Below are 400 nucleotides of genomic sequence, written 5' to 3'. Positions count from 1 at the left end.
TGCGTCCCAAACCGCCGGCCAGAACATGAACAAAGGCCTCAACTACAGCCCCACCCTGCCGCAGCATGAAAGCGGCGACAGCCAAGGCTATACCCGCTCGCTGCTCAGCGAAGGCAACATCACCATCGACGGCCGGCAGACCAGTGCCCGCGCTCTCGGCATCCATACCGATTCGACCACTGCCCATCACGGTGCCGACAGCGTTCCCGATCTGCAAAACCTACTCGACAAACAGCAAACCGTCGCCCAATCGACTGCCGCCATCCACAGTGCCGTCGGCACCTATAGGGGCAACCGTGCCAAAGCCGCGACCCAAGAGCTGGAAAAACAACAGGCCGCTTACGAAGGCCGTCTGAAAGAACAAAACGACGGCAGCTACGAACACTACCTCAGCCTAAGC

1 protein-coding gene is annotated in these 400 nt (G+C 60.0%); it reads left to right on the top strand.

Translation table 11 applies throughout. From position 1 onward, the window contains the following. Window positions 1-25: 25 nt before the first annotated feature. Window positions 26-400 (top strand): hypothetical protein (locus ACTHRE_RS11070; RefSeq protein WP_440345083.1); only part of this gene is annotated, 375 nt, incomplete at its 3' end.

Origin of the sequence: Neisseria sp. P0001.S007 (genome assembly GCF_051963655.1) — a bacterium.
Taxonomy (GTDB): Bacteria; Pseudomonadota; Gammaproteobacteria; order Burkholderiales; family Neisseriaceae; genus Neisseria; species Neisseria subflava_A.
The sequence above is the reverse complement of the archived record's forward strand: the minus strand, read 5'-3'. Positions and strand labels throughout refer to the sequence as shown.